Source organism: Methanothermobacter thermautotrophicus (assembly GCF_014889545.1).
In the GTDB taxonomy this organism is placed as follows: domain Archaea; phylum Methanobacteriota; class Methanobacteria; order Methanobacteriales; family Methanothermobacteraceae; genus Methanothermobacter; species Methanothermobacter thermautotrophicus_A.
Window position 1 is genome coordinate 289,615 of sequence record NZ_QKOF01000005.1, and the last position, 22,251, is coordinate 311,865.

Annotated in this window: 25 protein-coding genes and 2 tRNA genes; 13 read left to right on the top strand and 14 right to left on the bottom strand. The window is 50.0% G+C overall.

Features of this window, described 5'->3' with window-relative positions:
- Positions 1–2 precede the first annotated feature (2 nt).
- A complete protein-coding gene (locus DNK57_RS04000; RefSeq protein ID WP_192961750.1) occupies positions 3–437 on the top strand; it encodes a signal peptidase I in 435 nt (144 codons plus the stop codon).
- A gap of 17 nt (positions 438–454) precedes the next feature.
- The gene (gene argS / locus DNK57_RS04005; protein ID WP_192961751.1) at positions 455–2,137 is read left to right on the top strand and encodes an arginine--tRNA ligase; all 1,683 of its coding nucleotides are present in this window, start codon (positions 455–457) and stop codon (positions 2,135–2,137) included.
- Positions 2,138–2,320: 183 nt separating this feature from the next.
- Here argS and argF read toward each other — a convergent pair whose 3' ends face one another.
- Together argF and purD are read right to left on the bottom strand one after the other, a co-directional pair.
- Positions 2,321–3,226 (bottom strand): ornithine carbamoyltransferase, encoded by a 906-nt coding sequence (gene argF, locus DNK57_RS04010; RefSeq protein ID WP_192961752.1) that lies wholly within the window; start codon positions 3,224–3,226, stop codon positions 2,321–2,323.
- Between the two features lie 12 nt (positions 3,227–3,238).
- On the bottom strand, positions 3,239–4,552 hold the full coding sequence (gene purD / locus DNK57_RS04015) for a phosphoribosylamine--glycine ligase (protein WP_192961753.1): 1,314 nt from the start codon (positions 4,550–4,552) through the stop codon (positions 3,239–3,241).
- Positions 4,553–4,689: 137 nt separating this feature from the next.
- Between purD and DNK57_RS04020 the strand changes: the two genes are divergently transcribed.
- From DNK57_RS04020 to DNK57_RS04035, 4 genes are all read left to right on the top strand, one after another.
- Positions 4,690–6,417 (top strand): acetolactate synthase large subunit, encoded by a 1,728-nt coding sequence (locus DNK57_RS04020; RefSeq protein ID WP_192961754.1) that lies wholly within the window; start codon positions 4,690–4,692, stop codon positions 6,415–6,417.
- A 1-nt stretch (position 6,418) separates the two neighbouring features.
- Complete coding sequence (gene ilvN, locus DNK57_RS04025; protein ID WP_192961819.1) at positions 6,419–6,916, top strand: acetolactate synthase small subunit; 498 nt, start codon at positions 6,419–6,421, stop codon at positions 6,914–6,916.
- A gap of 95 nt (positions 6,917–7,011) precedes the next feature.
- Positions 7,012–7,998 (top strand): ketol-acid reductoisomerase, encoded by a 987-nt coding sequence (gene ilvC / locus DNK57_RS04030; protein ID WP_192961755.1) that lies wholly within the window; start codon positions 7,012–7,014, stop codon positions 7,996–7,998.
- A gap of 31 nt (positions 7,999–8,029) precedes the next feature.
- Positions 8,030–9,022: a methanogenesis marker 12 protein gene (locus tag DNK57_RS04035; RefSeq protein ID WP_192961756.1), complete on the top strand. Its 993-nt coding sequence runs from the start codon at positions 8,030–8,032 to the stop codon at positions 9,020–9,022.
- 29 nt (positions 9,023–9,051) lie between these two features.
- Here the strand turns inward: DNK57_RS04035 and DNK57_RS04040 are convergent, their stop codons facing one another.
- From DNK57_RS04040 to surE, 6 genes are all read right to left on the bottom strand, one after another.
- A complete protein-coding gene (locus DNK57_RS04040; protein WP_192961757.1) occupies positions 9,052–9,255 on the bottom strand; it encodes an LSM domain-containing protein in 204 nt (67 codons plus the stop codon).
- Between the two features lie 120 nt (positions 9,256–9,375).
- On the bottom strand, positions 9,376–9,693 hold the full coding sequence (locus tag DNK57_RS04045; RefSeq protein ID WP_192961758.1) for a hypothetical protein: 318 nt from the start codon (positions 9,691–9,693) through the stop codon (positions 9,376–9,378).
- On the bottom strand, positions 9,690–9,974 hold the full coding sequence (locus tag DNK57_RS04050; protein WP_192961759.1) for a winged helix-turn-helix domain-containing protein: 285 nt from the start codon (positions 9,972–9,974) through the stop codon (positions 9,690–9,692). The genes DNK57_RS04045 and DNK57_RS04050 overlap by 4 nt, the downstream gene beginning before the upstream one ends.
- Positions 9,975–10,198: 224 nt before the next feature.
- Positions 10,199–10,882, bottom strand: coding sequence for a hypothetical protein (locus DNK57_RS04055; RefSeq protein ID WP_192961760.1), 684 nt, complete (start codon positions 10,880–10,882; stop codon positions 10,199–10,201).
- Positions 10,879–11,193: a hypothetical protein gene (locus DNK57_RS04060; protein ID WP_192961761.1), complete on the bottom strand. Its 315-nt coding sequence runs from the start codon at positions 11,191–11,193 to the stop codon at positions 10,879–10,881. Before DNK57_RS04060 ends, DNK57_RS04055 begins: the two co-directional genes overlap by 4 nt.
- Before the next feature lie 216 nt (positions 11,194–11,409).
- Positions 11,410–12,186 carry a 5'/3'-nucleotidase SurE gene (surE, locus tag DNK57_RS04065; protein WP_192961762.1) on the bottom strand — a complete coding sequence of 259 codons (777 nt, stop codon included), beginning with the start codon at positions 12,184–12,186 and terminating at the stop codon, positions 11,410–11,412.
- A 244-nt stretch (positions 12,187–12,430) separates the two neighbouring features.
- Here surE and DNK57_RS04070 point away from each other — a divergent pair, with 244 nt between their 5' ends.
- Positions 12,431–13,207, top strand: a complete 777-nt coding sequence (locus DNK57_RS04070; protein WP_320056856.1) for a restriction endonuclease — start codon at positions 12,431–12,433, stop codon at positions 13,205–13,207.
- A gap of 106 nt (positions 13,208–13,313) precedes the next feature.
- Here the strand turns inward: DNK57_RS04070 and DNK57_RS09055 are convergent, their stop codons facing one another.
- From DNK57_RS09055 to DNK57_RS04085, 4 genes are all read right to left on the bottom strand, one after another.
- Positions 13,314–13,709, bottom strand: a complete 396-nt coding sequence (locus DNK57_RS09055; protein ID WP_320056865.1) for a hypothetical protein — start codon at positions 13,707–13,709, stop codon at positions 13,314–13,316.
- Positions 13,710–13,775: 66 nt separating this feature from the next.
- Entirely contained in the window at positions 13,776–13,934 is a 159-nt protein-coding gene (locus DNK57_RS09060) for a hypothetical protein (protein ID WP_226891035.1), read from the bottom strand.
- 220 nt (positions 13,935–14,154) lie between these two features.
- Positions 14,155–14,226, bottom strand: a tRNA-Val gene (locus tag DNK57_RS04080).
- Between the two features lie 22 nt (positions 14,227–14,248).
- Positions 14,249–14,320, bottom strand: a tRNA-Val gene (locus DNK57_RS04085).
- Positions 14,321–14,428: 108 nt separating this feature from the next.
- Here DNK57_RS04085 and ilvE point away from each other — a divergent pair.
- Together ilvE and uppP are read left to right on the top strand one after the other, a co-directional pair.
- Positions 14,429–15,349: a branched-chain-amino-acid transaminase gene (gene ilvE / locus DNK57_RS04090; RefSeq protein ID WP_192961764.1), complete on the top strand. Its 921-nt coding sequence runs from the start codon at positions 14,429–14,431 to the stop codon at positions 15,347–15,349.
- A 53-nt stretch (positions 15,350–15,402) separates the two neighbouring features.
- On the top strand, positions 15,403–16,233 hold the full coding sequence (gene uppP / locus DNK57_RS04095) for an undecaprenyl-diphosphatase UppP (RefSeq protein ID WP_192961765.1): 831 nt from the start codon (positions 15,403–15,405) through the stop codon (positions 16,231–16,233).
- A gap of 144 nt (positions 16,234–16,377) precedes the next feature.
- Here uppP and DNK57_RS04100 read toward each other — a convergent pair whose 3' ends face one another.
- The gene (locus DNK57_RS04100) at positions 16,378–17,019 is read right to left on the bottom strand and encodes a hypothetical protein (protein WP_192961766.1); all 642 of its coding nucleotides are present in this window, start codon (positions 17,017–17,019) and stop codon (positions 16,378–16,380) included.
- A 22-nt stretch (positions 17,020–17,041) separates the two neighbouring features.
- Positions 17,042–18,115 carry a nicotinate mononucleotide-dependent phosphoribosyltransferase CobT gene (gene cobT / locus DNK57_RS04105; RefSeq protein ID WP_192961767.1) on the bottom strand — a complete coding sequence of 358 codons (1,074 nt, stop codon included), beginning with the start codon at positions 18,113–18,115 and terminating at the stop codon, positions 17,042–17,044.
- Between the two features lie 93 nt (positions 18,116–18,208).
- Here cobT and DNK57_RS04110 point away from each other — a divergent pair, with 93 nt between their 5' ends.
- From DNK57_RS04110 to DNK57_RS04125, 4 genes are read left to right on the top strand one after another with little or no spacing between them, the layout of a single operon-like run.
- The gene (locus tag DNK57_RS04110; RefSeq protein ID WP_192961768.1) at positions 18,209–19,813 is read left to right on the top strand and encodes a bifunctional N(6)-L-threonylcarbamoyladenine synthase/serine/threonine protein kinase; all 1,605 of its coding nucleotides are present in this window, start codon (positions 18,209–18,211) and stop codon (positions 19,811–19,813) included.
- A gap of 57 nt (positions 19,814–19,870) precedes the next feature.
- Positions 19,871–20,434 (top strand): XTP/dITP diphosphatase, encoded by a 564-nt coding sequence (locus tag DNK57_RS04115; protein WP_192961769.1) that lies wholly within the window; start codon positions 19,871–19,873, stop codon positions 20,432–20,434.
- A complete protein-coding gene (locus DNK57_RS04120; RefSeq protein ID WP_192961770.1) occupies positions 20,434–20,835 on the top strand; it encodes a 30S ribosomal protein S15 in 402 nt (133 codons plus the stop codon). Before DNK57_RS04115 ends, DNK57_RS04120 begins: the two co-directional genes overlap by 1 nt.
- Complete coding sequence (locus DNK57_RS04125; RefSeq protein ID WP_226891037.1) at positions 20,801–22,174, top strand: single-stranded-DNA-specific exonuclease RecJ; 1,374 nt, start codon at positions 20,801–20,803, stop codon at positions 22,172–22,174. Before DNK57_RS04120 ends, DNK57_RS04125 begins: the two co-directional genes overlap by 35 nt.
- Positions 22,175–22,251: the final 77 nt, after the last annotated feature.

Genomic DNA, 22,251 nt, shown 5'->3' on the forward strand with positions numbered 1-22,251 from the left:
ATATGAAGGACAGGCGCGAAGTAATTGAGGCAGGCGCATACATCCTCCTGCTTGTGCTGGCAGTGGTTGCCTCCCAGCACATGAACGTTGTTGTATCCGGGAGCATGGAACCCGTCTTCTACCGTGGAGACATAGTCATAATCGAGAAGACCAGCTTCCTGGGGATACAGGAGCTGAACCCTGAAAGCATCAGGAAGGGCGATATAATCATCTATGACGCCACCTGGTTCCCTGAACCAGTGATACACCGGGTTATAGGTGTTGAGACTGATAGAAACGGGAACAGATATTACATCACAAAGGGTGATAACAACCCTTCACCGGACCCGGCCCCTGTCTATCCATCACAGGTTGAGGCGAGGGTGCTGACGGTGGGGTCACAGCCACTCATGATACCCAGGGTTGGATACATAACACTATGGCTTAAGGGACTCTGAAGAAGGCAGGTGAAGAGATGTTCAGGTACATTGAAAAAGAGGCTAGAGATTCTATAACAGCGGCGCTTGAAAAGCTCGGGGTACCGGTACCCCATGAGATAAAGCTTGAGGAACCACCAAACCCCCAGCTCGGGGACCTTGCATCCACGGTATCCTTCGAACTTGCAGGTGAACTGAAAAGGGCCCCCATTGAAATAACGGCTGATATAATGTCTGTGATAGAAACTCCTGACATATTTGAGGCCATTGAATCCAAGGGGCCATACATAAACTTTTTCGTCGATTACAGTAAATTCTCCAGAAGACTCCTGGAGTCCATCAGGGATGACTACGGTTCACACCCCCCCAGGGGGGAGAAGGTGATCCTCGAGCACACCTCAGCCAACCCCAACGGCCCCCTTCACATAGGCCACATAAGGAACGCCATCATAGGTGATTCCCTTGCAAGGATACTGAGGATGGCTGGCTACGACGTCGAAACCCAGTACTACGTGAATGACATGGGGAGACAGATCGCCATGATAGTATGGGGCCTCCTGAACCTTGATGGAGACCTTGAGGACTACCCGGGGGATAAGATGGACCACAGGGTTGGTAAACTATACTTCGAGGTTAATCAGAGGCTCCAGGAAAATCCAGGGATCAGGGATGAGGTGGATGAATTAATAAGGAAGTACGAGGCCGGTGAGAATGAGGAGATTTTCAGGAGGGTCGTTGAGTACTGCCTCAGCGGGATGAAGGAAACAATGAAGAGGCTCCACGTTCACCACGACCGCTTCGTATGGGAGGGCCAGTTCGTAAGGGATGGTACCGTTGAGAGGGTGATAGAAGCCCTCAGGGAAACAGGTTACGCCCAGGAGAACGAAGTCCTCTACCTGGACCTTGAGGAGTTCGGCCTTGAGAAGGAACTGGTCCTCACAAGGTCAGATGGAACCTCCCTCTACTCGACCAGGGACATAGCATACCACCTGCAGAAGTCAGAGGATGGGGATGTTATCATCGATGTCCTTGGATCTGACCATAAGCTTGCAGCCGAGCAGGTGGGGATCGCAGTGGAACTACTGGGTGGTAAACGGCCCGAGGTCATATTCTATGAGTTCATAACACTCCCTGAGGGTTCAATGTCCACCAGGAGGGGTGTTTTCATATCCGTGGATGAGCTAATGGATGAAGCCCACGGCAGGGCCCTTGATGAAGTTAAAAAGCGTAGGGATCTTCCTGAAGATGTTGCAGATGATATCGCAGAGTCCATAGGCAACGGTGCCATAAGGTACTACATAGCGAGGCTCTCACCGGAGAAGCACATTGTATTCCGGTGGGATGATGCCCTCAGCTTTGAACGTGGCTGCGCATCCATCCAGTACGCCCATGCGAGGGCATGTAAACTCCTTGAGAAGGCTTCATTCACGGGTGAAGAGAGTATTGAAGATGGATGGAAGCCTGATGGTGATGAGAGGGAACTTATCCGTCTCCTTGCACGCTTCCCGGTGGTGGTTGAGGAATCTGCCCTTGCAAGGAGGGTTCACCCTGTGGCGCAGTACGCCCAGGATCTTGCAAATACATTCAACAGCTTCTACAGGTCCACTCCTGTTATAGGGTCTGATTTTGAGGGTGCGCGCCTCAGACTTGTTGATTCTGTTAGAAAAACCATAAGGAACGCACTCGACCTCCTGGGGATACACGCCCCCGAGACCATGTGAGATCGTCGGACAATTTCACCACAATTAAAATTTTCAATAATCATTACGGATCTTTAACTTAAAATTAAATTTTTTTGAATAAAACTGATTCTCAGTATTTCATAACCATGGAAAATCTGAGTAACCTGATCCCGATGAGTTTTAATGAGTTTGCATCAAGCCCATAAACCCGTGGACTGGAACTCAGACATCCCCCATTAGCCAGTGCATTATGGCCTTCTGGGCATGTAGCCTGTTTTCTGCCTGATCCCAGACAACCGAATGAGGACCATCAATAACCTCAGAGGTTGTTTCCTGGCCCCTCACAGCAGGCAGGCAGTGCATGAATATTGCGTCGGGGGCTGCGAGTTCCATGAACTCCAGATTCACCTGGTATGGTCTGAAGGCCTCTAAACGGTCCTCTGTCTCATCCTCGTATCCCATACTCACCCAGACATCAGTGTAGACCACATCAGCCCCAGTGACAGCCTCGACAGGGTCATGAATTATCCTTATCCGTGCCCCTGTCTCATCTGCTATTTTCCCTGCCATCTCCCTGATGCTGGGGTCAGGTTCATATCCAGGGGGGCAGGCCACGTCCATGTCCATCCCCAGGGTTGCTGTTATTAGTAGCAGGGAGTTGCAGACATTGTTACCATCACCCACGAAAACCAGTCTTCCATCAAATCCTCCAAGCTTCTCCCTGACAGTCTGCATATCGGCCAGGGCCTGGCATGGATGTTCAAGGTCCGTCAGACCATTGATAACAGGGACAGATGCCTCGCTTGCAAGTTCAACCACGTCGGAGTGGCTTATGGCCCTTATCATTATCCCGTCAACGTATCTGCTGAGGGTCCTTGCTGTATCAGCTATGGGTTCACCCCTTCCCAGCTGAAGGTCCGATGCGGATAGATAGAGGGGCTGAGCCCCCATCTGAGATGCCCCTACCTCAAAGGATACCCTGGTCCTTGTTGATGACTTCTCAAATATCATGGCAAGTGTTTTGCCCCTCAGGATCTTCTCTTTGACCCTTCCCTCCTTGTAGTCAGAAGCGAGGTCAAGGAGGTCCGCCACGTTATCCATGTCACATACAGATAGTAGGTGCTTCATCTGCCCAGCTCCTCAGGACCTCAGGTCCTCCATGTGTTTAACCCTCTTCTCAACGAGTTCCCTGGTGCCTATGTCCCTCCTGTGGTAAAGCCTTCCCTTAACATGGGCTGTTGCCTCCTCGCAGAGCTCCTCTGCAGAGTATATGTCCTCTGCAAGGGCAACAAGTGCAAGGGCCCGGGATGATGATGTGTATATACGATCATCCTCCTGGTTTACAGCTGCATAGTATGTTATGACACCCAGGTCCTCTATACTCCTCTCGTCAACCCTTATCTCGGCGCCTGCCACACCTGACTCAGGGTAGCCCTCAGGTACCAGATACTTGCAGACCGTTGCAAGGTCCCTGAAACGTGCTGATCTGAGGTTTCCGTCCACTATACCCTCACATATTTCAAGCATGCTTGATTCAAGTAACGGGAGCACGTTCATTGCCTCAGGGTCCCCGAATCGTGCATTGTACTCTATTAGCTTCGGACCATCTGCAGAGAGCATGAACTGGCCATAGAGTATGCCCCTGTATGGCCCTTTCTCCTTCCTTATGGCGTCCACGGTCCTCTGCATTATATCCACAGCGTCTTCATAGTCCTTCTGTGTTAAGAATGGGAGAAGGCCATCTGAGTCAGAATATGATCCCATCCCTCCTGTTATGGGGCCCTGATCGCCCTCATAGGCGTGGGGGTGGTCCTGGACTGCTGGCATTGGCACTATGTGTTCACCGTCGGAGAAGGCCTGTACCGTGAATTCCTCTCCAACAACCCTCTCCTCTATCACGACGCTGGAATGACCACCTATCCTTTTCTCAATGACCTCTGTTGCATATTTAAGGGCCTCCATGTTGTCCCTCAGGTGTTCCCCGACTATCTTGACTCCCTTTCCTCCTGTGAGGCCCACTGGCTTTACAACCGCCTCCCCCTCAAAGCTCTCCATGAATTCACGTAGCTCCTCAGGGTCACTGAAGACCCGGTATGTTATTGATCCCGGTATCCTGTAATCCTCAAAGAGTTTGCGCATGAATGATTTATCTGTTTCGATGCGGGCTGCGTCCCTGGTTGGCCCGACCGATGGGATGCCTGCCTCCTCGAGGGCGTCAACCAGCCCGGCCTCAAGGGGGGCCTCCGGCCCTATGAATGCCATGTCAACTCCCTTCTCTGATGCGAAACTGACCACCCCTTCGGTGTCAACTTCAGGAGCAACAGTGAATTCCCTGGCGAGCCTTGATATACCCGGGTTTCTGTTACCCATCACAGAGTATATGGTTGCTTCATCTGCAAGTGCACTGCAGATGGCATGTTCCCTTGCTCCTGTTCCCACGACAAGTATTTTCATCGGATAATCCTCCTGGAAATTGATAATGTTAAATCTCCCTATTATTTTATATAATCTTAGCACTTATTTGAAAGTATATACTCTTATAGGAAATATGTCATTAATAATAATGACAGATTCCGTTCAAGGTGTTTCCAATGAAAGGTGGGCAGGCAATAATCAGATCACTTCTGGATCAGGGAGCAGACACCGTATTCGGATACCCCGGTGGACAGTTACTGCCACTCTATGACATGCTCTATGATTCTGAACTCAAACACGTTCTCGTAAGACATGAACAGTGCGCAGCACACGCTGCAGATGGATATGCGAGGGCCTCAGGAAGGGTGGGGGTCTGCATAGCTACCTCCGGTCCCGGGGCCACGAATCTTGTAACAGGCATTGCAACAGCCTACATGGACTCATCCCCAATAGTGGCCATTGCAGGACAGGTCCCAACACACCTCATTGGAAATGATGCATTCCAGGAGGTGGACATGATAGGGATAACCATGCCTATCACCAAGCACAGCTTCCAGCCATCAGACGCCAGTGAGATACCTGCAATGGTCAGGGCAAGCTTCCACATAGCAAAGACAGGCCGCCCAGGACCGGTTGTCATAGACCTCCCCAAGGATATACAGGAACAGGAGATCCAGGAGGAGGTTGATGATCTCGAGCTTCCAGGTTACAGACCAAATGTAAGGGGTCACCCCCTCCAGATAAAGAGGGCCGCTGAACTCATAAGAAGGTCAGAAAAACCTGTCATACTAGCAGGGGGAGGCGTTATAATATCAGGGGCCTCCAGGGAGATAATGGAATTATCAGATCTGATAAAGGCCCCTGTGACAACAACACTTCTTGGTAAGGGAGCATTCCCCGAGGACCATCCATCCGCCATGGGCATGCTCGGCATGCACGGCCGCAAGGTGGCTAACCTGACAGTGGACGAATGCGACTGCCTCATAGCCGTTGGATGCCGGTTCTCAGATCGCACAACAGGGAACGTTGCAGAATTCGCCCCGGGCGCCAGCATAATACACGTTGACATCGACCCCGCTGAGATAGGTAAGAACGTTGGAGTTGATGTCCCCATTGTTGGAGATGCAAGGAACGTCCTCAGGGAACTCATAGCAAAACTCAAAAAATATGAAAAGAGGGAAAGCCAATGGCTTGAAAGTGTACAGAAATTCCGAACCGAGTGCATGCCAAGGATGAGCTATGACGACGTGCCACTGAAGCCTCAGCAGGTTATAAAGGAGATAAGCCAGGTCCTTGATGATGAAACCGTGGTCACAACAGATGTCGGGCAGAACCAGATGTGGATGGCCCACTTCTACACATCCCGCACCCCGAGAAAGTTCATATCATCTGGAGGCCTTGGAACAATGGGCTTCGGTTTCCCGGCCGCCATAGGTGCCAAGGTAGCACTGCCTGATAGTGACGTTGTTGCGGTTTGCGGTGACGGTGGATTCCTGATGGTCTGCCAGGACCTTGCAACCATCAGGGAATACGACATCCCGGTGGTGATATGTGTCATGGACAACAGGCACCTTGGAATGGTGGCGCAGTGGCAGCGCCTATTCTACGATGAGAGAATGTCCCATACACACCTCGGTGAGGTTCCAGACTTCGTGAAACTGGCTGAATCATTTGGAGTTGAGGCTGAGAGGATAGAAAAACCTGGTGAAACATCCGAAGCCCTTTCAAGGGCCATAAGGTCAGGTGAACCTGCGCTCCTTGACATAGTAATAGATCCGGATGAGATACTCCCAATGGTACCCCCTGGCTGTCGTCTAACCGAGATAGTCGGGGAGTACCGGGTTGAAAGGGAGGACCCCCAGGAAATTAAATACTCCCCAAAGGTAAAGGTGGATGGTGATTGAGATGGAACCCGACACCCACATCATAAGCGCCCTCGTGGAACACAAACCCGGAGTGCTCCAGCGCGTTGCAGGGCTCTTCACAAGGCGTGGATTCAACATCGAAAACATAACGGTTGGGGAATCAGAAACGCCAGGCATTGCCAGGATGACCATAATCGCCAGGGGCGATGACAGGGTGCTTGAGCAGATAACAAAGCAGCTGAACAAGCTCATAGACGTCATAAAGGTCAGGGACCTTGAACCCTCGGCGACGGTCAAGAGGGAGCTATGCATGGTTAAGGTCCACGCCCCATCAGAGAGTGAGAGGTCAGAGATAATACAGTACACCAACATATTCCGGGGGAGGATAGTGGATGTGAGCCCTGATGCCCTGACGGTTGAGGTTACCGGGGACTCTGAAAAGATAGACGCCTTCCTGGAGCTTCTGCGGAACTTTGGAATAAAGGAACTTGCAAGGACAGGGCCAACCGCAATGTCCCGTGGAAGCCGGACAATGTGATGTTAATGCACGAAGGACTCCTGATCCGATAGGAGTGAGGCCATACATAAATTTATTTTAAATGAAGTGTTAATTAGAAGTTGAGGAGGTTTTTTATGAAGATATACTATGAAAATGACATTGACATGGAGATACTGGCAGATAAGAAGATAGCTGTCATAGGTTACGGGAGCCAGGGCGAAGCACAGGCCAGGAACATGGCCGACAGTGGACTGAAGGTGATAGTTGGGCTCAGAAGGGGAGGTAGCTCCTGGAAGAAGGCCCATGATGACGGCATGAACGTCATGACCATCGAGGACGCCGCCCGGGAGGCCGACATCATACACATACTCATACCCGATGAGATACAGGAGACTGTCTTCGAACAGTCAATAAAGCCCTACCTGAAGGAGGGCAACACCGTATCCTTCTCACATGGATACAACATCCACTACGGCTACATAAAGGCTCCTGAAGGAGTCAACGTCACAATGGTGGCCCCCAAGGGTCCGGGTGCCATGGTAAGAAGGACCTACCTTGAGGGCTTCGGAATACCCGGCCTCGTGGCTGTTGAGGTTGATGCAACAGGCGATGCACTAGAGCAGGCACTTGCAATGGCAAAGGCTTGTGGACTTGCAAGGGCAGGGGTTCTGGAGACGACCTTCCGGGAGGAAACAGAGACTGACCTGTTCGGTGAACAGGCTGTGCTCTGCGGTGGTGTCACAGAACTCATAAATACTGCGTTCAGGACTCTTGTGAAGGCAGGTTACCAGCCAGAGATAGCATACTTTGAAACCTGCCATGAACTCAAGCTCATAGTGGACCTCATCTATGAGAGGGGATTCCAGGGTATGTGGCACAATGTGAGTAACACCGCAGAGTTCGGCGGCCTTACAAGGAGAGGACGGATAATAACAGAGGAGACTGAGAAGGAAATGGATGAAATCCTCAAGGAAATCCAGAACGGTAAATTCGCCAAGGAATGGGCCCTTGAGAACAGGGCAGGGGCCCCCATGCTCAAGAGGATGAGGAAACTGGAAAGTGAACTGGAGATAGAGGAAGTCGGGGCAAAGCTGAGGAAACTCTGCGGACTCGAGAAGTAAACCCCTAAATCTCCTTTTTTCAGGTGATTTTTTGGTATTTGTGGGTATGGACCATGGGACAACGGGTGTCTCCTTCACCATCCTCGGTGATGATGCTGAACACTTCAAGATAGGGAGGGAGGATCTATCCGCAGGCAGGGTCTCCGCCCTTGCTGAACTCAGAGAGAGGGTTCCCCTCAATGATATAGACCTCATGGCAATAACATATGCCATGGGTGACGCCATTAGCACCATAAAGCCCATTGAAAGGGTGAAGAACAGGGGCATAATCTCCATTGGAGGTGCGGGTAAGGTCACAGGTGGCGGAACCGCAGTATACAGTGAAATAGAATCATCGGGGATACCCACAGTCCTCATCCCCGGCCTCCACCGAAACACGCCCTGCCTTGATGAGAGGTTCAGAGCCGCCTACTCCCACCATGCAAGCCCCGAGAAGGTGAGCATCTGCTACAACGCATACCTTGAGACAGGCTGGGAGAATATGATCGTCTCAGACATAAGCTCAAATACCGTTACCATGCTGATAGAGGATGGCAGGATAGTCGGTGCCATGGACGCATGTTTAGGTGCCATGGGAGTTATACATGGACCCCTTGACCTTGAAATGCTCAGGAAGATAGATGATGGGGAAAAGACAGCCAATGAGTGCTTTTCGCATGCAGGAGCAGTTAAGATAGCAGGTATCGATACCAGGGTCTCAAGGGCAAGGGAGGAACTCCTTGAGATGTACCTTGCAGGTAGGGATGAAGCGAAGCTTGCCCTCGATACCATGATGATGACCATAGCCATGGAGATATGGGGACTTGCAGGGATCTCCAGTGGAGTTGATGGGATCGTACTAACTGGATCCATTGGAGCCATGCGGGAACCCTACGACTTCCATGGAAAACTGAGGGATATGGTGAAGGAAATCGCGGATGTGAGGCGTGCAGATCCAACTTCCGGTTCCATGGGAAGTGCCCAGATCGCAAGGGACATACATAACGGTAAAAGGGAGATCCTTGGAATAGAGGTGGAGGTTTAGTCCAGGTCCTCCATCCACAAAGTAAGCGATTATTCCATTGCGATGAAGGCTATCTTGGTGCCCTTAATAAACTGAAGGCCCTCCTCTGTCTGGAGAACCGTGTTAAGGTAGTTGTCGATTGATATGAGTTTTCCCCTTGCCTCTTCATTGTTCTTCAGGGTGAGGAGAACATTCTTATTTTTAAATTTTAGAAACTGCCTGTTAACCCTGAATTCCTTGTCACTGTCCTTCATTATAAATCCCCTTAACTGATTTAGTAATCCTATAATGATTCACATATATATAGTTCACAGGCTGAGGTCCGGCAAAGACCACACAAAGACTCCTCAAACACACCGAACCAAAACCACAGACTACTCCCATGCTATCTTAAGGAGTACAATTAAAGCTGCGAGCTGGCATAGATTAACACTCAGAACAGGAAATCCGATCCCATGTCCCCTGAATCCCTCACGGGTCACCATGAACACTATGAATATTGTGTTCTGCAATATCAGGAGTACGGTGAAGGCCACAAGTCCCAGAGTGAAGCTGGACTTTATCCTCCTGTATCCTGAAAGATAAATTCCGAGAAGTATCAGGAGAAGAAACACGTTCAAAAGCCCCACAATGATGGCCAGAAATGTGAAGTTCTGGTCCTGGATGAAATCATGTGCACCCCTTCCCCTCATTCACACACCTCGATTCTGTTCCATATCTCCTCAAAGAGGGGATAATTCTCCTCCATCATATCTGAAAGAAAGTACATTCTACCGTACCTCTCCCCTGAGGATACTATGATCTTATTCTTCTCAAGGACCCTCAGATGATGCTGAACTGTCTTATAGTCAAGTCCAAGGGCCTCTGCTAACTGGTTGTTATTATATGGCCTCTCATGCAGCATACTGATTATCCTCGCACGGTTATGTCCTCCTCTTGTAGCTGCAAGAAGCCACCATAACAACCTCTTCATAGAGACCACATTCAGAATCCTGTATAGGATTATGGTGGTCCCCCAAGATATCACTTTAGGTTACCTCGGTCATAGAGTCCTCTGGATCTGCATGTGGTCGGAGAAGCTCCAGATATCCTCAGGTTACCATCGGTCCCTGAGAGAGGAGCATCTTGATATCCCCTCAAACCGGGAGGAACTGTTCTCATCGGCATTAATTACATCAGCAGATACAAATGCGTGGCCTAAGGAGATGAGATCTTATTTTTGATGTGCCTGAAAATCCCCCTGAATTGCTTCCAGTAGATGTGTATATGGATTAATGTCCCTATGACCATGAGAATGGCCAGTTCTGCGTGCCAGTAGGTAACTGATGGATTCAGAGCCGTCTTTATGCCTAGACGTATGAATAGTAGAAGTAGAACCCCCGTAACTCCAGTCCCGGCATATCCAGCTGTAATTATAACATTCCAGATCCTCCTGTACATCGATTTCCGGATAAGGCCGCTCCTCAGGAGGTAGAGTGTAACCATGTAAGCCGCTGTTAGGATGAGGCTCAGGGGTATCATATGATAATCTGCAGGGGTTTCATCAGCTGGTGGGGGCTGAAGTGTTTCCTCTGGAGTATCCACACCTCCACTGTGACCCGCCCCATTACCTGAATCTTCTGCCACTTGGAAATCCTCTGAGTTGCTCTGGTCATTAGAAGCATCCTGAGATGTATCCTCAGCTGTGCTGTAGTCTGTGGTTGACTGTGAAAGGTCACATATCCCGTCCCCGTTAAGATCTGTGAACCTGGGGCACTGTCCAGGGTAGGGGTCATTCACAAGTCCATAGGGACAGGATGCAGCGCATGCCACGTCAGCCACCATGATGCCTGCAAAGGGTAACACGCCTGTTAGAGTCCTTAAAATTCTCCTGATCCTCATGTTCTCATCCCCATAATTCTCCTCAAACTCCCCCTGTAGCAGTGAAAGTGAAAAATCGTGAGGGGTATGAGGGCAATCCCGGCCTCCACATGCCAGTATAGGAGTTGAGGGTTAATATAGAGCTTCACACCAGCTTCAGTGAGCAGCATGAGGATGAAGCCCCCAATTCCTGATATCATAAATGCCAGCAGTATCCCGAGGTTCCAGAGATCCACATGAAAAGCTCTGCGCATGAAACCCGCCCTGTAGATTAAATAGGTGGCCATATAAAGCCCCGTGACGGGTATTGCGGGTAAAATACTGTATCCCATTCAATTATCACCTTTAAGTTCTCTTTATAAGTGGATGGGTGAGCCTCCTAAAAGAATTTTTTCCGTATTTATACCCAGATTTCAACCAGATTCGCCTGGAAATAGATACTGAGAATCAATGGTGCATATTATCACGGCCATAAAATAAGGAATACCCATCCTGATGGATGGCTTTGAATAAAAAAGGTTCTTGAATTTAAAAATCAGTTCCTATCTCTAATCAAGCCAGCCCTCCATTGATTCGTGGTTTGCTGTACAGTCCAGTGATATGGGGGTTATGGTGGCAGTATTTTCTGCCTTAAGTGTGTGGACGTCTGTACCGGGTAGGTCTGTGCCTGCAGGGTCACCATCTATCCAGTAATAGGGGCGTCCTCGGGGATCCAGCCTTTTCTTTATGTGAACATTGTACATCCGGTCCCCCAGCCTCGTGAGCCTTATCTCATCGCTCGCTGGATGAGAGGGTACATTAAGGTTCAGGAAGTCAACACCCTCAGGAAGTCCCTTTCTGAGAATCCTCGATGCAACCCTCCCTGTGAGTTCAGATGCCATTGAAAAGTCGACGTCAACATGGCCGTCATGGAACTTGATATCACCTCGCCTCACCTGGAGCGAAACTGCGAGGGATGGCACTCCATGCACAGCAGCCTCCATTGCCGCACCTATTGTCCCTGATGTCGTTAGTTCTGATTTGCCAAGGTTCTCGCCCATATTTATCCCTGATATCACGAGGTCAGGCCTTTCATCCATGAGCTCGAATATCCCTATGATAACAGCGTCGGTGGGTGTCCCTGAAACAGCGTAGGCCTCTGATCCATCCCTGAGGGTGACCTCAGTTACCCTCACAGGTTCAAAGAGTGTCAGGGCATGGCCTATCCCGCTCTGCTGCGTGGCGGGGGCAACTATGATCGTCTCCCCAAGGTCCTCAACGGCCCTTCTTGCTGCAAGGATGCCTGAAGAATTAACTCCATCGTCATTTGTTATAAGAATCTTCATTGCTAATCATTTCCTCCCTAGACTAAAGATAATCTTCAATCATCATCTTCTCTCCTATTGACTAAAAGGCTGATAATAGTCCTCATCAAGCTCAATTATGGTAATCATCAGGTTTCTCTTCTTCTATGGATCCTGAAAACTGATGGTTAATCTTCATCGGAATCATCTCTATCTTTTTATAGTCCTTTATATCAAATTTTAAGTATATGTTATAACATAGCTCTATTAAGTCTAACCCCGGCAGGTGGAAGAATTGAAGAAACAGAAACTGGTGGATTTTATTGCCAAGGTCATGGAGGATTCCGGTTTTAAGGTTTACAAGGACTTCAGGACCTCCCAGCATATAGTGGATATATACGGGATTCTTCCAACCGCCCTCGGGGATATCGGGGTTGTTGTTGCCTGTAAAAATTATGATGAAAACTGGAAGGTTGGAATGGATGTCCTTAAGGAAATGGAGATGGCTGCAAAGACCCTCAAGGCGTCCAAGGTAGTGATTGTTACGACATCTGATTTCTCATCCCAGGCAAGGAATTATGCTGTGAAGAGAAACATGAAACTCATAGACAGGAATTGTCTTATACGTATTGCAGAGGAATTCTCAAAGAAAATACAGGCCCCTGAAGATGAGGATGAGGATGAGGATGAGGAGTACTATGATGAGGAAGAGGTCGAGGTCTACAACCCCCCCTCAAACATCTTCCACACCCGCCCGGGGAGGGGGGTTCTCTCAAGAAAAGAGAAGCGGGCCCCTGTGGCCCCCATTATAAGGGGGCTGATGCAGAACACCATAATACTGATCCTCACCGTTGTTGCAGTCTCATTCATCATTGCAACACTGCTGCAGATTGCGGCTGGACTCGGGACAAGCCTCACAGGTGTTTTGAAACTGATGATTGCAGCAGCCCTATCCTATGGTATACCCTACCTTGTGGAGGAGGATGGTGCTGTTGTAATGATAAAGGGTACTATAGTGTTTTTCAGTTCTCTCCTTCTCCTGGTTATCCTGATACTGATCTAATCCCTCCATAAAATAAGCAATGCAATGCGCAAAAAATAGAAAAAGAGCTTAAACCTCAGCATAGACCTGAACAAATGTCCCTCATCAAAAAAATAAATTTTTTGGGTTATCTTCTTGAGATAACCATTCCTGTTCCAAGGATACCTATTCCAAGGACGAGTAACCCTGCCCCTGCGCCTGTATCCTGCATTGGAACCTTACCTGCTTCAGCTTCCGGGGCCCCCTGAGATTCCTTTATGGTTATTGTTGCTGTGTCATTGTTGTTTGTAACGTTGAGGTCTGGCTGGTCACCTGTGATGGTCGCCGTGAACTGTGCGGTTCCCGGTGCCGTGGCCCTCTGATGCACGACAAGTCTGTAAACTGCTCCCACAGGGAGATTCCCTATGGTCCACGTGCTGGTTAAAGGGTCGTAGGATGGATCGTTATAGAGCCATGTTGCCCCATTGTCCCATGAAACCTCATGCTCAAGGTACTCAAAGGGATACTGACTGCTCCTTGTTATATCAACCTTCCCCCAGTTGCATTTGTGGGGCCAAGATTGGTAACTGCAACTCCCTCGAAGACCTCATCACCAACGCTGGCAGTGTTTATAACGTTTTTCATCGAGATCAAGGTATTCTGCATCCACTGCAAGATCCGAATTTACCTGTAGATTGTCATCAGTTTCCTGGGCAGTTGCTGCTCCCATTGAAAGGAAAATCATGGCAGCCAAAAGAAGTCTGTACATTTCTTCACCCCCCCCAATAACATGAAAAATAAATTCCCATGTTTATTTACTGCATATCTTCCATTTATAATAAATATTGTGTGGCGGATATTCAAAAGCCGGGTCTATGGCAGTACCTTAATGAGCAATCCCACACAGACCCCTTTTTATGAACCATGAAAAGAAATGATGGTTACTGAAGTTCAGTAGATTAAGTGCCTCTTAAAAATGAGAAATCCAGTGGGCCGGACGAGATTCGAACTCGTGACCACCTCGGTGTGAGCGAGGTATCATACCCCTAGACCACCGGCCCCTGCTGATCCCCAGAAAATCAATGGGCCGGACGAGATTCGAACTCGTGACCACCTCGTTGTAAGCGAGGTATCATACCCCTAGACCACCGGCCCTCAGTGTGACTTTAAATTTTCACAGTATATAAAGTTTTCCGGTTATGGAGAGCATTATATAAACCTTAGAGTATAACCTATCCTAGTAAATCATCCGAGGTTATTCTCATGTCATGCGAAGCCAGTGGAAAGATATGGTTCAACGGTGAAATGGTTGAATGGGAGGAAGCCACCGTCCACATACTCTCACATGTTGTGCACTATGGTTCATCAGTCTTTGAGGGAATAAGGTGCTACAGGAACAGTAAGGGGTCAGCCATCTTCCGTTTGCGGGAGCATGTTAAACGCCTTTTTGATTCTGCCAGGATATACAGGATGGAAATACCCTACAGCCAGAAGCAGATATGTGATGCCATAGTTGAGACCGTGAAGGAGAACGGACTTGAGGAGTGCTATATAAGGCCCGTGGTATTCAGGGGGTACGGTGAGATGGGTGTTCACCCGGTGAACTGCCCCGTGGAGGTTGCTGTGGCTGCCTGGGAATGGGGGGCCTATCTGGGTGCAGAGGCCCTTGAGGTTGGAGTTGATGCTGGTGTTTCAACCTGGAGGAGGATGGCCCCAAATACCATGCCCAACATGGCAAAGGCCGGTGGGAACTATCTTAACTCACAGCTTGCCAAGATGGAGGCCTTCAGGCATGGATATGACGAGGCCATAATGCTGGACTATCATGGATACATAAGTGAGGGTAGCGGTGAGAACATATTCATCGTCAGTGATGGTGAAGTTTACACCCCTCCTCTCTCATCATCACTTCTGAGGGGGATAACAAGGGACTCTGTAATAAAGATAGCCAGGGCCGAGGGTGTTACTGTGCATGAGGAACCCATAACCAGAGAGATGCTCTACATTGCAGACGAGGCCTTCTTCACCGGCACGGCCGCAGAGATAACACCCATCAGGTCAGTTGATGGTATAGAGATAGGTGCCGGGCGAAGGGGTCCTGTGACAGAGCTGCTGCAGGATGAGTTCTTCAAAATAATCAGGGCTGAAACAGAGGACAGCTTCGGATGGCTAACCTACATCTGAATACCTCGGATTATAAGTGATAACTTATAAGTTAAAAGTTAAAGGTGATGTTCATGGACGTCTTTCAGGCCATAATCATTGGAACAGTGCAGGGTTTGACTGAATTCCTGCCAGTAAGTAGCTCAGCCCACCTGGTGCTGGTGCCGGAGCTGATGGGTGTTAGCTCCAGCCTCGCATTCGACACAGTGCTTCATGTGGGAACACTTGTGGCTGTCGCTGGATACTTCTGGAATGACATAGTTCACATGGTGGGGGCATTCCTCTCAAGTCTGGGGGACATCCCTTCAGGCAGATTCAGGAGTGGAATCAGAGAGGACCCCTTCAAGAGGCTTGCCTGGATGGTGATCATTGGTACCGTGCCGGCGGGCCTTGCTGGTGTACTGTTCAAGGACTTCTTTGAATCCCTATTCAGCAGTTTAACCGCTGTAGGGTTCTTCCTTCTGGTCACAGGCTTTCTGCTCTGGGGATCAGAGAAGATCAGCAGACGTGTGAAGGAAAGGCTGCCAGTTGAGAAACTGGGTGTCAGGGAGTCACTGCTTATAGGGTGTGCACAGGCCCTTGCAATAGCCCCCGGCATATCACGTTCAGGTGCAACCATATCCGCGGGCCTGTTTCTTGGATTTGATAGGGAGCTTGCAGCAAGGTACAGCTTCCTCCTGTCCATACCTGCGATACTGGGGGCCGCCCTCATCCAGGTTAAGGACATTGGAGCCGGCATGGACCTCCTGGGTGCAAGTATAGTTGCAGGATTTGCTGCGGCGGCTGTATCAGGTTACATTGCCATAAAGTTCTTCCTTAAGCTCATAAAGGAGAGGGACCTCTACATATTCGCCTACTACTGCTGGGCACTCGGTGTCCTTATCCTTGCAACCACCCTCATCTAAAGAGGAGGATACCTGCAGTCGTCAACATGGCGAACTGCATCTATTTTATTTAAAAATTCAAGCTGGTCATTTGTTAAATCATTGTATCAAACTAATTCACCTTAATGCGTTTAAAAACTTGATACCTACATTTATGAGTAAAAATCATAGCTCCACAGCTGCTACATGGGTGTAGAAGTAGGTCCACGAGACAGGCCCATGGGTGAGGTTGTAAACCCACCAGGTGCTCCAGAAGACCTCCAGAATCGCCGCAATGGCGAATAAAAGTATTATCAGTGGTATGAGGAATGCAAGGTTCTCCCTGAGGGCTGTGACGATGGGTCCAGGGGATCTTTGCTGGATGGCCCCCAGGACTGATCTCACAAATACAAGGGCTGCCTGTAGTGAAAGGAGGCACCCTGTGACCTCAAGGTGCAGGTGCAGTGTTCCTGCATAGATCATGAGGCCCCTGACCCCCCAGCCCTCCAGAAGATTATGTAGAAGGGCCCCGGCAAGGATGAAGATCTTGAGAACAGGATAAACTGTTGCCAGGGTGAAGATGAACACTGTAACCTGGGTTATGTTTGATATGAATACCCAGAGGGCAGTTGCAGAGAGGTAATCTATGAACTGCTCCCTGAAACCAGGGAATGTGGAAAAGTGGACCACCATATCCCCTGTGAGGAACCCGTAGGCCAGTGATCTTCCCGAAGCATCCAGTACAAAGCCAAGAAAATACAGTACCATTGCAAAGGCAAGGATTCCAGGGTGTGGGATGATCCCATCCCATCGGGACCCTGAAGTCATCTGGAACCTCCATTAAAGTATTTCAGGCCAGTATTGTATTGCAGAGTTCCTCAATACGCTCCCTGACCATTTCAACGGGTACGCCATGGAGCAGTGCCAGGAGCATGGCGCCTCCGGCACCAACACCCTCCTTCACAGAGCCACTGAGGTACTCATGGAGGCCCCTGTGGGACGCAGCCCCGAAATCAGGGTCAACCGCATAGATGTCAATATCACCTATCTGATCTGCTATCCTGTTTATATCAGAGGTGCTGTCCTCTGCAACAAATATGGTCGTTGCAATTGCAGTATCTGAAAAGTCGAATTCCGGGTCAATGGCCTTCATAAGGGCGCAGACCGCTGTCATCTGGGTACCACCTGCGAGGGTCACCGGTACAGTGCTCCCCATGCATATCCCTGCAACAGCAGGTATCATGGGGTCCCCCACTGCCTCCACTGCCCTGAAGGGTTCCCTGCGACAGTCTCCCTTCTCGATTCCGGCATTACTGAGGCCTGCCATCACAACCTCCCTCTTGAGGTCGTGTGGGTTGTGGGGCATGCTGGCGCTGACCCTGAAATCAGCATCATAGCCCAGGGCCGTTAAAACACCCAGAGCGGTTGTTGTACCTGCCGGTGTGCTCTCACCAACCACGAGGTGCTCTGTGAGGCATGAAAGGGTTCTTCCAACCATCAAGCCCCTCTCATATATCCTTTCAGGATCAGAGACCGCCCTCCCCGTCCTTATATCACCCCCGGATTCAGAGTTGATGTTTATGTATGGGACGTCTGGTTTAACCGAGGCCCCGGCATCTGCCACCAGGAAGGGGACCTCCGCAAGTTCCAGGGCCACCTTGGTTATCACTGCTGGTGTGGGGGCTGCCTCCCCCTCCACTATGGTCTGGGGTATCTCAGGAAGACACCTTGGAGCATCATGAACTATTAGTTCAACATCGGCTGCCGGAGTGTACTCTGTGAGTTCGGGGCTTGCCCCTGCCCCTGTTATTCCGGGGATTTTTGATGTCTCAGTTGTTGCAACGGCGCAGATGAAGAGGGCATCCCTGTCAGTAACACCTTCAAGGTAATCGCCTGAACCATAGATCTTCAGTCCATCAAACATTTCCATTCACCTTTCCAACGATACAATAGTTATAACCGGAGATACATAAATTAGTTACACTCCAAAGGAGCAGGCCCACAGGTGGTTAATTAAATGTTGTGTCTTGGTATAGAGGGAACTGCAGAGAAGACAGGTGTTGGTATCGTAGATGAGGATGGAACTGTCCTATCCCTGCGCGGAAAGCCACTTATACCTGAAACCGGAGGTATACACCCAAGGGAGGCTGCCGAACACCACGCAAAATGGATACCCCGCCTCGTGGACGAGGCATGCAGTGATGCAGGTGTTGAACTGGGGGAAATAGGACTGATATCCTTTTCAAGGGGGCCGGGGCTTGGGCCAGCCCTCAGGACAGTTGCAACAGCTGCAAGGACCCTTGCACTTTCACTTGATGTCCCCATAGTCGGTGTTAACCACTGCATAGGTCACATAGAGATAGGCCGGCTCACCACAGGGGCCAGTGACCCTGTTTCACTCTATGTGAGCGGCGGGAACACCCAGGTCATAGCCTTCAACCAGGGAAGGTACCGTGTCTTCGGTGAAACCCTCGACATAGCCGTCGGGAACATGCTTGACCAGTTTGCAAGGGAGGCCGGCCTGGGGCACCCGGGGGGGCCGGTCATTGAGAGGCTTGCATTGAAGTCTTCAGAGTACATTGAACTCCCCTACAGTGTTAAGGGGATGGATATATCCTTCTCAGGACTTCTAACTGCTGCTTTAAGAAAACTGGAGGTTGGCGCAGGGCTTGAGGACCTGGCATACAGCATCCAAGAAACAGCATTTTCAATGCTGGTGGAGGTTACAGAGCGTGCCCTGGCATACACGGAAAAGAATCAGGTCCTCCTATGCGGTGGAGTGGCTGTTAACAGTCGCCTGAGGGATATGCTGAGGGACATGTGCCTGGAGCACAACGTGGAATTCCACATGCCTCCCCCTGAGTACTGTGGGGATAACGGTGCAATGATAGCCTGGCTCGGCCACCTCGTCTACAGGTACAAGGGCCCCGATGCCATTGAGGAAACAGGGGTTGTGCAGCGCTACAGGACCGATGATGTGGATGTTCCCTGGATGAGGGAATCAGAGGATGGAATAGAGCTCCCGCCTGACATCCTGGCCAAGGGTGCTGAGGCGAATATATACAGGGGCCAGTGGATCGGTAGGCCATGCATAATAAAGGAGAGGATATCCAAGGCTTACCGGATACCTGAAATTGATCAGAAACTCCGATCATCCAGGACCAGAAGGGAGGCCAGGCTCATCAACCAGGCAAAGGGCGCCGGGGTACATACGCCCATCCTCTTCGATGTTGACCCCCATGGAGGGGTTATGGTCATGGAGGATGTTAGCGGGACCCAGTTCAGGGACGCTGTTGAGGATACAGGCCTCTGTTTAAGGATCGGTGAGGCCATAGGGAGGCTCCACCGGGCTGGTATAATACACGGGGATCTCACAGGGTCCAACATAATCCTCAGGGGGGATGAGGTGGTCTTCATAGACTTTGGACTTGGCAGGTTCTCAGATGAAGTAGAGGATATGGGTGTTGATCTCCTCGTCCTCAAGAAGTCCCTTGAGAGCACCCACTACGCCCTTGCAGAGGAGTGCTTCAGCAGGGTCCTTGAGGGTTACGGTAAAATAATAGATGCTGATATCAGGTCAAAGATAAGGGAGATAGAGTCCAGGGGAAGATACACTGACTGAGGTTCAGAATTAGAGGCAACACCCAAACCAATGAACAAGCCAACCTGGAGGTTCATCATGAAGATAACATTTATAACTGGTAATAAACACAAGTTATCTGAGGCAGAGAAGATATTCCATGGTACTGGAATAGAACTGATGCATGCTGATCTGGGCTACCCTGAACTTCAGGGAACACTTGAGGAGGTGGCCCGCTACGGTGCAGAGTATGCTGCCAGGATCATGGATGGTCCTGTGATCGTTGAGGACGCAGGACTCTTTATAAGGGCTCTTAAATGGTTTCCAGGACCCTATTCTGCCTATGTACAGGATACCATCGGAAACCCCGGCATATTAAAGCTCATGGAAAATGTTGAAGATCGCTACGCCGAGTTCAGGTCGGCTGTTGGGTTCTGCACCCCCAACTCCGAACCCGAGGTTTTTTTAGGCGTGGTGAAGGGACGTATAGGCACTGAGGAACGCGGAACCCGGGGTTTCGCCTTCGACCCGTTATTCTATCCCGAAGGGATGGATAAAAGCTTCGGAGAAATCAGTGCCGATGAGAAGAACAGGTTTTCGCATCGAAGCAGAGCCCTTAAAAAATTTGCAGAATGGTACATTGAAAATTATGAGGTGATTTGATGTCTCTAAAACCTGAGTGGGTTGAATACTCAAATGAAGAAATAGAGGATCTTATAGTCAAGCTATACAGGGAGGGCAACTCCGCCAGCAAAATAGGTATAATACTGAGGGACCAGCACGGTATACCCAGCGTAAAGGCCGTTACAGGGCTTAAAATAACACAGATACTTGATAAGCATGAAATGAAACCTGAATACCCTGAGGACCTGATGAATCTCATAAGGAAGGCTGTTAACATAAGGGACCACCTTAAGGAACACCCAAAGGACCTCCACACCAGGAGGGGCCTTCAGATTGTTGAATCAAAGATAAGACGCCTTGTCAGGTACTATGTGAGAGAAGGTGTCCTTCCTGAAGGATGGAGATATGACCCACAGAAAGCAGCCCTCCTCGTCAAGTAAACTCCCCGACTCAATTCTCAAGAAGGGTGCAGAGGCCTCAAAGGTCCTTGAAGAGCACCTTGAAAGGGGAAACATAATAAGGATCATATCCCACAACGACGCGGATGGTCTATCAGCTGCGGGAGTTGTTGCAAGGGCCATTTCATCCCGGAATGGCCAGTTCCACATCTCCATCCTCTCCAGGCTGAAGAAGGATTTCATTAAGAAATTATCGGGAGAGAAATACTCCCTCTTCTTTTTCTGTGATATGGGAAGCGCCTACATTGAAGAGATATCCCGCCTGAAGGGTGATGTCATAGTAGCTGATCATCATCAGCCCTCTGAATCAGGGGCAGAATCCAATGTTGTTCACATAAACCCGCATCTGCATGGGCTTGATGGTAGCAGGGACCTTAGCGCGTCCGGGACAGCCTATCTGGCCACTAGAGTCATTAACAGGGACACCGCACCCCTCGCCCTCGTCGGTGCCCTGGGGGACATGCAGTACACTGACGGATTCACCGGTGCAAACAGGTTCATCATGGAGGAGGCTGTTGAATCGGGTGTCCTTCAGGTCCACAGTGACCTCAGGCTGGCATCAAGGTACACCGAACCCCTCTACCGGTCCATTGCATACACCTTCAACCCGGCCCTGCCTGGACTCACCGGGGATATGGAGGCTTCTATGGGATTCCTTGAGAGGACGGGTGTATCCTATGGCGTTAAGTACCCTGATCTGTCCCCTGAGGAGAGGGATGTTCTGAGGGATGAACTTACAAGGATAAACCCCGACATATTCGGGGAGGTGTTCACGTCCAGGGAATTCAGGGATATCGGTGACCTCTCTGACATTGCAGGGGTGCTTGATGCCTGTGGAAAGAACCGGAAATACGGCATAGGAATCGGACTGTGCCTCGGTGAAAGGGGAGGTGCCCTTGATGTGGCCCTCGAACTCCAGAAGAACTACCGCGAGGAGCTTGTGAAGGGCCTTGCATGGATAAGGAGGGAGGGCTCCACGACCATGGAGAACCTTCAGTACATCTACAGTGAGGATAAGGCCTTCAAGGGTATAATGGGGACCATAGCAAGCATATCCCTCTCCCTCAAAATTCTTGACCCTGACATCCCACTCCTCGGACTTTCCAGGATGGATCAGCACGTCAAGGTATCTGCAAGGACAACCAGGCCAGTGGTTGAAAGGGGCGTTAACTTGGGGGTTGCACTGAGGGATGCTGCCGCAAGTTTCGGTGGCACTGGGGGAGGACATGATATAGCTGCCGGGGCCATGATCCCCTACAGGGATATGGAGAGTTTCCTGCAGCTAGTTGATGAGATACTGGGGACCCAGAGTGGTTCCTGAATGGTATATAAAGAGTTTAGAGTTTCCAGAACTCGATACGGGACCAATCCTGGTTCCGCATCAGACGCCATGTGTGG

Bases quoted from the DNA above. Each gene is read 5' to 3' on its own strand.
- DNK57_RS04120 (WP_192961770.1), top strand. From the start codon at position 20,434: ATGTCTCTAAAACCTGAGTGGGTTGAATACTCAAATGAAGAAATAGAG.
- argF (WP_192961752.1), bottom strand. From the start codon at position 3,226: ATGAAGCACCTACTATCTGTATGTGACATGGATAACGTGGCGGACCTC.
- DNK57_RS04125 (WP_226891037.1), top strand. From the start codon at position 20,801: ATGACCCACAGAAAGCAGCCCTCCTCGTCAAGTAAACTCCCCGACTCA.
- DNK57_RS04050 (WP_192961759.1), bottom strand. From the start codon at position 9,974: ATGAAGAGGTTGTTATGGTGGCTTCTTGCAGCTACAAGAGGAGGACAT.
- surE (WP_192961762.1), bottom strand. From the start codon at position 12,186: ATGAAGATTCTTATAACAAATGACGATGGAGTTAATTCTTCAGGCATC.
- uppP (WP_192961765.1), top strand. From the start codon at position 15,403: ATGGACGTCTTTCAGGCCATAATCATTGGAACAGTGCAGGGTTTGACT.
- argS (WP_192961751.1), top strand. From the start codon at position 455: ATGTTCAGGTACATTGAAAAAGAGGCTAGAGATTCTATAACAGCGGCG.
- ilvN (WP_192961819.1), top strand. From the start codon at position 6,419: ATGGAACCCGACACCCACATCATAAGCGCCCTCGTGGAACACAAACCC.
- DNK57_RS04000 (WP_192961750.1), top strand. From the start codon at position 3: ATGAAGGACAGGCGCGAAGTAATTGAGGCAGGCGCATACATCCTCCTG.
- purD (WP_192961753.1), bottom strand. From the start codon at position 4,552: ATGAAAATACTTGTCGTGGGAACAGGAGCAAGGGAACATGCCATCTGC.
- DNK57_RS04055 (WP_192961760.1), bottom strand. From the start codon at position 10,882: ATGAGGATCAGGAGAATTTTAAGGACTCTAACAGGCGTGTTACCCTTT.
- DNK57_RS04045 (WP_192961758.1), bottom strand. From the start codon at position 9,693: ATGAGGGGAAGGGGTGCACATGATTTCATCCAGGACCAGAACTTCACA.
- ilvC (WP_192961755.1), top strand. From the start codon at position 7,012: ATGAAGATATACTATGAAAATGACATTGACATGGAGATACTGGCAGAT.
- DNK57_RS04020 (WP_192961754.1), top strand. From the start codon at position 4,690: ATGAAAGGTGGGCAGGCAATAATCAGATCACTTCTGGATCAGGGAGCA.
- ilvE (WP_192961764.1), top strand. From the start codon at position 14,429: ATGTCATGCGAAGCCAGTGGAAAGATATGGTTCAACGGTGAAATGGTT.
- DNK57_RS09060 (WP_226891035.1), bottom strand. From the start codon at position 13,934: ATGTACAGACTTCTTTTGGCTGCCATGATTTTCCTTTCAATGGGAGCA.
- DNK57_RS04040 (WP_192961757.1), bottom strand. From the start codon at position 9,255: ATGAAGGACAGTGACAAGGAATTCAGGGTTAACAGGCAGTTTCTAAAA.
- DNK57_RS04115 (WP_192961769.1), top strand. From the start codon at position 19,871: ATGAAGATAACATTTATAACTGGTAATAAACACAAGTTATCTGAGGCA.
- DNK57_RS04100 (WP_192961766.1), bottom strand. From the start codon at position 17,019: ATGACTTCAGGGTCCCGATGGGATGGGATCATCCCACACCCTGGAATC.
- DNK57_RS04060 (WP_192961761.1), bottom strand. From the start codon at position 11,193: ATGGGATACAGTATTTTACCCGCAATACCCGTCACGGGGCTTTATATG.
- cobT (WP_192961767.1), bottom strand. From the start codon at position 18,115: ATGTTTGATGGACTGAAGATCTATGGTTCAGGCGATTACCTTGAAGGT.
- DNK57_RS04110 (WP_192961768.1), top strand. From the start codon at position 18,209: ATGTTGTGTCTTGGTATAGAGGGAACTGCAGAGAAGACAGGTGTTGGT.